Source organism: Nocardioides sp. (assembly GCF_964228225.1).
Classification (GTDB): Bacteria; Actinomycetota; Actinomycetes; order Propionibacteriales; family Nocardioidaceae; genus Nocardioides.
This window is the reverse complement of sequence record NZ_CAXQZB010000079.1, coordinates 22319-28448: the sequence shown is the minus strand read 5'-3', so window position 1 is coordinate 28448 and position 6130 is coordinate 22319. Positions and strand designations below refer to the sequence as shown.

The following is a 6130-nucleotide window of genomic DNA, read 5'->3' as shown; positions in this document are numbered from 1 at the left end:
CCCCCCCCCCCCCCCCCCCCCCCCCCCCCCCCCGGTCGCGTCGGTGATGGCGCCCTACGCCGACGCGCCCGGTCCCGACGCCGTCGCGCTGCGCCTGCTCGGGTCGGTGCACCGTCTCGTGCTCCAGCGCCGCGCCGGCGTCCTCGGGGCGTGGTACCCCAGCGTGGGCGGCACCTGGGAGCCGGAGTCGGGGTGGGCCGCGTTCCGCGACCTGGTCGCCGCGCAGCCCGAGGCCGTCGCGGAGTGGCTGGATCGCGCACCCCAGACCAACGAGGTCGGCCGGGCGGCGGCGCTGTTCGGCGGGCTGCTCGCCCTCGCGGCCCGCGGTGAGCGGCGTCCGGTGCGCCTGGTCGAGATCGGCGCCTCCGCCGGGCTGAACCTGCTGGTCGACCGCTTCCGCTACACCGGCGGCGGACTGCCGGCCTCGGGCGCCGGCCCGCTGGACTCCCCGGTGCACCTCACGGCCTGGAGCGGGCCGCCACCGTTCCCGACCGACCACTGGCCCGACGTCGTGGCGCGCGAGGGCACCGACGTGCGCCCGATCGACGCCACCGGCACCGAAGGTCGACTGGCGCTCACCGCCTACGTCTGGGCCGACCAGCGGGAGCGGCTGGAGCGGCTCCGGGGCGCCCTGGCCCTCGCGCAGGGTGCGCCGCCGCCGCTGCGGGTGGCCGGCGCCGCCGACACCCTGGCCGCGCTGGAGCCGCGCGCCGACGTGGTGACCGTGGTCTGGCACAGCGTCATGTGGCAGTACCTCGAGCCCGCCGAGCAGGCGCGGGCGGAGGGCGAGCTGGACCGGCTGGCACGCTCGGCCGGTCCCGACGTCGCCCACCTGCGCCTCGAACCCGTGCGGCGCACCCCGGCGGAGGAGCGCCGCTTCTGGCTGGTGCTCGACCACGCGGGGGAGCGCTCGTTCCTCGCCACCACGCCCGGGCACGGCGTCCCACTGACGTGGGCGTGAGCCACCCTCAGCCCTCCGTCACGTCCTGCCTGGTCCGGTCAGGCCCCGGTCAGGCCCCGGTCAGTCCCCGGTCAGTCCTCGACCTGCTCGACGACGTCGACGTCGCTGACGGCGTAGCCGAGCTCCTCGTCGGCCATCCGCTCGTCCTGGTCGACGTACACCGAGTCGGGGTGGTCCTGGCCCTGCGGCCACACGACGTCCACGCGGGCCGCCCCGGTGTCGTTGGCGGCGGCGATCACGTCGTCGATCGTGAGGCGCCGGTAGTCCGGGGCCTCCTCGCCCCGCAGGCCGGCCTCGCGTGCGCGCGGGCCGACGTAGACGGCGGAGACGACCTCGTCGTCCCGCACCGAGATGCGGATCGGTGCGTTGTCCGCGCAGTAGCACGACACCTGCAGCGTGTAGTCGTAGTCGCGGGGTCCGAACTCCGGGTAGGTGCCCACCGTCGGCGGCTCGCTGGGGGTGGGGGTCGGTGTGGCCGCGGTCGGGCCGGCGGCGTCGTCGCCGTAGAGCGCCTCGGCCTCGGACCCGCAGCCGGCCAGGCCCACCAGCGCCAGGACGAGCAGGGTCGGTGCCGCGCGGCGGGCTCGCGGGGATCGGGAGGGGCGGGAGGCACGCGGACGGCTCGTGACGTTCATGGCTGGTCCGACGTCCGGGGTGCGCCGCCGGTTCCCGGCGCCTCGGGGTGGTCGGCGCCTCGGGTGGTCGGCCTGCGTGTGGGTAGCGCCACTGTCCAGCATCGACGCGGGGGGTGGCGCCGCGCAGCGGTGCTGGGAGGATGAGCCGGAATCCCTGAACCACCCGGTCGCGCTGGACGGTCCGGGTCACGCCACGAAGGAGCACACCGTGCAGTTCGGTCGCAGTTACGAGGAGTTCGAGGTCGGTGCGACCTACAAGCACTGGCCCGGCAAGACGGTCACCGAGTACGACGACCACCTGTTCTGCCTGCTGACGATGAACCACCACCCGCTCCACATGGACGTCAACTACGCCGAGCAGACCACCCAGTTCGGCAAGAACGTCGTGGTGGGCAACTACGTCTACTCCATCCTGCTCGGCATGTCGGTGCCCGACATCTCCGGCAAGGCCATCGCCAACCTGGAGATCGAGTCGCTGCGCCACGTCGCGCCGACCTTCCACGGCGACACGCTCTACGGCGAGACCACCGTGCTCGACAAGTGGGAGTCGACGAGCAAGGACGACCGCGGCGTCGTCTACGTCGAGACCATCGGCTACAACCAGGACGGCAAGGTCGTGTGCATCTTCCGCCGCAAGGTGATGGTGCCCAAGGAGAACTACCTCGAGGCCCGTGGCGGTGAGCAGCCGGGTCGTCCGGTGCCGCAGCCGGACAAGAACTGGCCCGGCCCGCAGGCCGCCGAGGCCTGAGTCGTCTCATGAGCGAGTTGTGGCTGGTCCGGCACGGCCCCACCGAGTGGAGCCGCGCCGGCCGCCACACCTCCACCACCGACCTCCCGCTGCTGCCCGACGGCGAGGATGACGCCCGCGCGCTCGCGCCGCGCCTGGCGGGGCTGCGACCCCGGTTGGTGCTCACCAGCCCCCGGCTGCGGGCCCGCCGCACCGCCGAGCTGGCCGGGCATCCCGACGCCGAGGTCTGCCCCGACCTCGCCGAGTGGGACTACGGCGACTACGAGGGCCGCACCACCCTCGACATCCGGGCCGAGCGGCCGGGCTGGAGCCTGTGGACCGGCGGCGCCCCCGGCGGCGAGTCGGCCGCCGCGGTGACGGCGCGCCTGGACGCCGTCGTCGCACGGGTGCGTGAGCGGGCCGACGACGCTCCGGCGCTGGTGTTCGCCCACGGTCACGCGCTGCGGGCGCTGACCGCCCGGTGGCTCGGCCTCCCGGTGGACGCCGGCCGCTACTGGCGGCTGGACACCGCCACGATCTCGGTGCTCGGGTTCGAGCGCGAGAGCCCGGTCATCCTGCGCTGGAACGCTTGACGACGACGGCTCGGGCCGGTGACCTTGTGCCATGCCCCTGACCGTCGGTTGCCCCCGGTGCGCGGCCCCGGTCGCCCCGACCGAGGCCGGCTACGTGTGCGTCGAGCACGGTGAGATCACCCCGTTGTGGCGGCCGCGGACGGTGGCCTACGAGGACTTCGCCGAGCACCTGCAGACCACGCCCGGCTGCCCGACCTACCTGCCCTGGCCGCTGAGCCCGGGCTGGAGCATCGCCGACTTCGCCGGGGTCGCCGCGCCCGGTGCTCCCGCGCGGGCCACGATGACCTGCACCTCCGGCACCAGTGCCCTGGACGGGCCGGTGGACGTGATCGTCGTCGCCGAGGAGCCGGGCACCGGCCTCGGGTCGCGGCTGGCCGGCCTGGACGCCCCCGATCCGGGCGCCGACGTCGGGGTGGGCCCGGCGCTCGTGCGGGTGCGCATCGACCGCCAGGTCGTGCCGCTGTGGAGCGTGTCGGTGAGCGACACCGCGGGGGAGTGGGACCGCTCGGTGCTGGCCGGGGAGGCGGCCGGACGCTGGCTGTGGCTCATCGTGCGACCGGCCTCGGCGATGCTGCTGCTGCGCGACGACTGGATCCTGCGCGACGCCTCCGGCGACGGCCCCCACCTGGTGGAGCTCCCCTTCGGGGGCCCCGCACCGACCTGGTGAGCCCGCGGGGGTCCGTCGTACCAACCGTCTGTGCTGTTTCCGGGCCCGAGAACAGCACAGAGGGTTGGTACGACGAACCCCGAGCGGGCCTCAGCGGCGCCCGAGGGACTGCAGGCCCTGCAGCGCGCGGGTGGGGATGAGCTTCTGGGCCTGCACGATGGCCTTGTACTGGAAGCCGGGCACCGAGAACACCCGGCCCTTGGCGAAGTCGGCCAGCGCCTCGCGCACCAGGAAGTCGACGTCGAGCCACAAGAAGCCCTCGCCGCGGGTGACCTGCATGCGCTCGTGGAACTCGGTCTTGGTGAAGCCCGGGCACAGCGCCATCACGTGCACGCCCTGCGGGCCGTACTCGGTGGCGGCCCACTCGCTGAAGCGGTTCACGTACGCCTTCGCCGCGCTGTAGGTGCCGCGCGGGAGGAACGCCGCGACGCTGGAGACGTTGATGATCCCTCCGCGGCCCCGTTCGGTCATCGGGCCCAGCGCCGCGTGGGAGAGCCGGAGGACGGCGGTGACCAGCACGTCGAGCATCGCGACCTCGTCGGCCACGGGGTTGTCCAGGAAGCGCTTCTTCAAGCCGAACCCGGCGTTGTTGACCAGCAGGTCCACCGGTCGGTCGCGGTCGGCCAGCCGGGCCTCCACCACCGCGCACTGCGCGGGGTCCACCAGGTCCGCGACGATCACCTCGACCGCCACGCCGTGGGCGGAGCGGAGGTCGGCGGCGACGCTCTCCAGGCGTGCCGCGTCGCGGGCGATGAGGACCAGGTCCATGCCGGCGGCCGCCAGCTGGACGGCGAAGGAGTGGCCGATGCCGGCGGTGGCGCCGGTGACGAGCGCGGTCCCGGGCCCCTGGACGACGGCGCGGGTGACATCACGAGGTGCGGACATGGCCGAATCCAAGCACGGACCCGCGCGGACCCTGCAGCCCCCCGGCCCCGGCGTCGGGCATGATGGGCGTGATGAGCAGCAAGAAGAAGCCGCAGGCGACCACGACCCTCGCGGTCGCCAACCAGAAGGGCGGGGTGGCCAAGACCACCAGCGTCGCCTCGATCGGTGCTGCCCTGGCCGAGCTCGGCCACCGCGTGCTGCTCATCGACCTCGACCCGCAGGCCTGCCTGACCTTCTCCCTCGGCATCGACCCCGAGGACCTCGAGCTCTCGGTGCACCAGGTGCTCACCAAGGGACTCTCCCCGGCCGAGGTGATCCTCGAGACCGAGGACGGCGTGCACCTGCTGCCCGCCACCATCGAGCTCGCGCGTGCCGAGGCCGACCTGCTCACCCGCACCGGCCGCGAGCACGTCCTGCGCGGGGTGCTGGAGGACCTGAAGGAGTCGGGTGAGGTCTTCGACTGGATCCTGCTCGACTGCCCGCCCTCCCTCGGCGTCCTCACGGTCGCGGCGCTCACCGCTGCCGACGGCGTGCTCGTGCCGCTGCAGTGCGAGACCCTCAGCCACCGCGGTGTGGGCCAGCTGCTCGACACCGTGCACGACGTGCGTCGCTTCACCAACCGCGACCTGGAGGTGTGGGGCGTGCTGCCCACGCTCTACGACGGTCGCACCACCCACGCGCGCACCGTGCTCGAGACCATCTCGGAGACCTACGACCTCGAGGTCGTGGAGCCCCCGATCCCCAAGACGATCAAGTTCGCCGAGGCCCCGGCCGCCGGACGCTCGATCCTCGCCACGAGCCGCAGCAGCAAGGGTGCCGCGGCCTACCGCGAGGTCGCTGCGAACCTGGTGCGGCGCGCGGCGCGGTAGGTCGCCGGGCCATGGCCAGGCATCGCGCGGAGCCGGCGCCCCGGGTGCGGTACGGCCGGGTGGCCCTGCTCGCCACGAGCCTGGTCACCACCGGGGTGGCCCTGCTCGGCGGCCTCGGGGTCGTGCCGGCGTCCGGGCCCGCGGCGGCCGAGGACGCCGCCCCCCGTGCCGTTGCTCCCGCCCCCGCCCGGGTGGAGCCGCCGGCCGTCGTCGAGGACGTCGTCGCCCCGGCGGCCCCCGACACCGGTGCCGACGCGACCGGTGACCTGACCGGTGACGAGACCGGGGACCTCACCGACGCCGCTCCCGTCGTGGACGAGGCGCTGATGACCCTGGTGCCCCCGGACTCCGGCGTGGGTCGGCGGGTCGTGTTCAGCGAGGGCCTGCAGCGGGTCTGGCTGATCGACTCCCGCGAGCGCGTGCGCCGCACCTACGTCGTCTCCGGGAGCGCCTACGACAACCTCGACCCCGGCACGTACCAGGTGTACTCACGCTCCGAGGACGCCGTCGGCGTCGACGACTCAGGCACGATGAAGTGGTTCGTGCGCTTCACGCAGGGCGACGAGGGCGGCGCGATCGGCTTCCACACCATCCCGGTCGACGACGGCCGACCCGTGCAGACCAAGGCCCAGTTGGGCACCCCGCTCTCGCACGGCTGCATCCGTCAGAAGACGCGCGACGCCAAGGCGATGTGGCGCTTCGCCCCGCTGGGCACGACCGTCGTCGTGGTCTGAGCCCGGCCCCACCGGGATCCGGCGCGCTGAGCGTCACCGGATCGCCGAGGGGCCCGCGC

The 6130-nt window shown here is 74.1% G+C and carries 8 protein-coding genes; 6 read left to right on the top strand and 2 right to left on the bottom strand.

What is annotated here, in order from left to right; translation table 11 throughout:
- Nucleotides 1-46 precede the first annotated feature (46 nt).
- Complete coding sequence (locus tag ACERUJ_RS18715) at nt 47-961, top strand: DUF2332 domain-containing protein (RefSeq protein WP_370250449.1); 915 nt, start codon at nt 47-49, stop codon at nt 959-961.
- Between the two features lie 71 nt (nt 962-1032).
- On the opposite strand, the gene ACERUJ_RS18710 is transcribed toward ACERUJ_RS18715, so the two are convergent.
- Nucleotides 1033-1596 carry a DUF6174 domain-containing protein gene (locus ACERUJ_RS18710; RefSeq protein ID WP_370250448.1) on the bottom strand — a complete coding sequence of 188 codons (564 nt, stop codon included), beginning with the start codon at nt 1594-1596 and terminating at the stop codon, nt 1033-1035.
- 208 nt (nt 1597-1804) lie between these two features.
- Here ACERUJ_RS18710 and ACERUJ_RS18705 point away from each other — a divergent pair, with 208 nt between their 5' ends.
- Genes ACERUJ_RS18705 through ACERUJ_RS18695 form a run of 3 tightly spaced genes read left to right on the top strand, consistent with a single transcriptional unit; the run spans nt 1805 to nt 3583 of the window.
- Nucleotides 1805-2344, top strand: a complete 540-nt coding sequence (locus ACERUJ_RS18705) for a MaoC family dehydratase (RefSeq protein WP_370250446.1) — start codon at nt 1805-1807, stop codon at nt 2342-2344.
- 8 nt (nt 2345-2352) lie between these two features.
- On the top strand, nt 2353-2916 hold the full coding sequence (locus ACERUJ_RS18700) for a histidine phosphatase family protein (protein WP_370250445.1): 564 nt from the start codon (nt 2353-2355) through the stop codon (nt 2914-2916).
- A 31-nt stretch (nt 2917-2947) separates the two neighbouring features.
- On the top strand, nt 2948-3583 hold the full coding sequence (locus ACERUJ_RS18695) for a DUF6758 family protein (protein WP_370250444.1): 636 nt from the start codon (nt 2948-2950) through the stop codon (nt 3581-3583).
- Nucleotides 3584-3673: 90 nt separating this feature from the next.
- On the opposite strand, the gene ACERUJ_RS18690 is transcribed toward ACERUJ_RS18695, so the two are convergent.
- Complete coding sequence (locus ACERUJ_RS18690; protein ID WP_370250442.1) at nt 3674-4468, bottom strand: SDR family NAD(P)-dependent oxidoreductase; 795 nt, start codon at nt 4466-4468, stop codon at nt 3674-3676.
- A gap of 71 nt (nt 4469-4539) precedes the next feature.
- On the opposite strand from ACERUJ_RS18690, the gene ACERUJ_RS18685 reads away from it, so the two are divergent.
- Nucleotides 4540-5337: a ParA family protein gene (locus ACERUJ_RS18685; RefSeq protein WP_370250441.1), complete on the top strand. Its 798-nt coding sequence runs from the start codon at nt 4540-4542 to the stop codon at nt 5335-5337.
- Nucleotides 5338-5348: 11 nt separating this feature from the next.
- Nucleotides 5349-6071, top strand: coding sequence for a L,D-transpeptidase (locus ACERUJ_RS18680; protein WP_370250440.1), 723 nt, complete (start codon nt 5349-5351; stop codon nt 6069-6071).
- Nucleotides 6072-6130 lie beyond the last annotated feature (59 nt).

Coding starts and splice junctions, on each gene's coding strand:
- ACERUJ_RS18715 (WP_370250449.1), top strand. CDS start 47: ATGGCGCCCTACGCCGACGCGCCCGGTCCCGACGCCGTCGCGCTGCGC.
- ACERUJ_RS18710 (WP_370250448.1), bottom strand. CDS start 1,596: ATGAACGTCACGAGCCGTCCGCGTGCCTCCCGCCCCTCCCGATCCCCG.
- ACERUJ_RS18700 (WP_370250445.1), top strand. CDS start 2,353: ATGAGCGAGTTGTGGCTGGTCCGGCACGGCCCCACCGAGTGGAGCCGC.
- ACERUJ_RS18695 (WP_370250444.1), top strand. CDS start 2,948: ATGCCCCTGACCGTCGGTTGCCCCCGGTGCGCGGCCCCGGTCGCCCCG.
- ACERUJ_RS18690 (WP_370250442.1), bottom strand. CDS start 4,468: ATGTCCGCACCTCGTGATGTCACCCGCGCCGTCGTCCAGGGGCCCGGG.
- ACERUJ_RS18685 (WP_370250441.1), top strand. CDS start 4,540: ATGAGCAGCAAGAAGAAGCCGCAGGCGACCACGACCCTCGCGGTCGCC.
- ACERUJ_RS18680 (WP_370250440.1), top strand. CDS start 5,349: ATGGCCAGGCATCGCGCGGAGCCGGCGCCCCGGGTGCGGTACGGCCGG.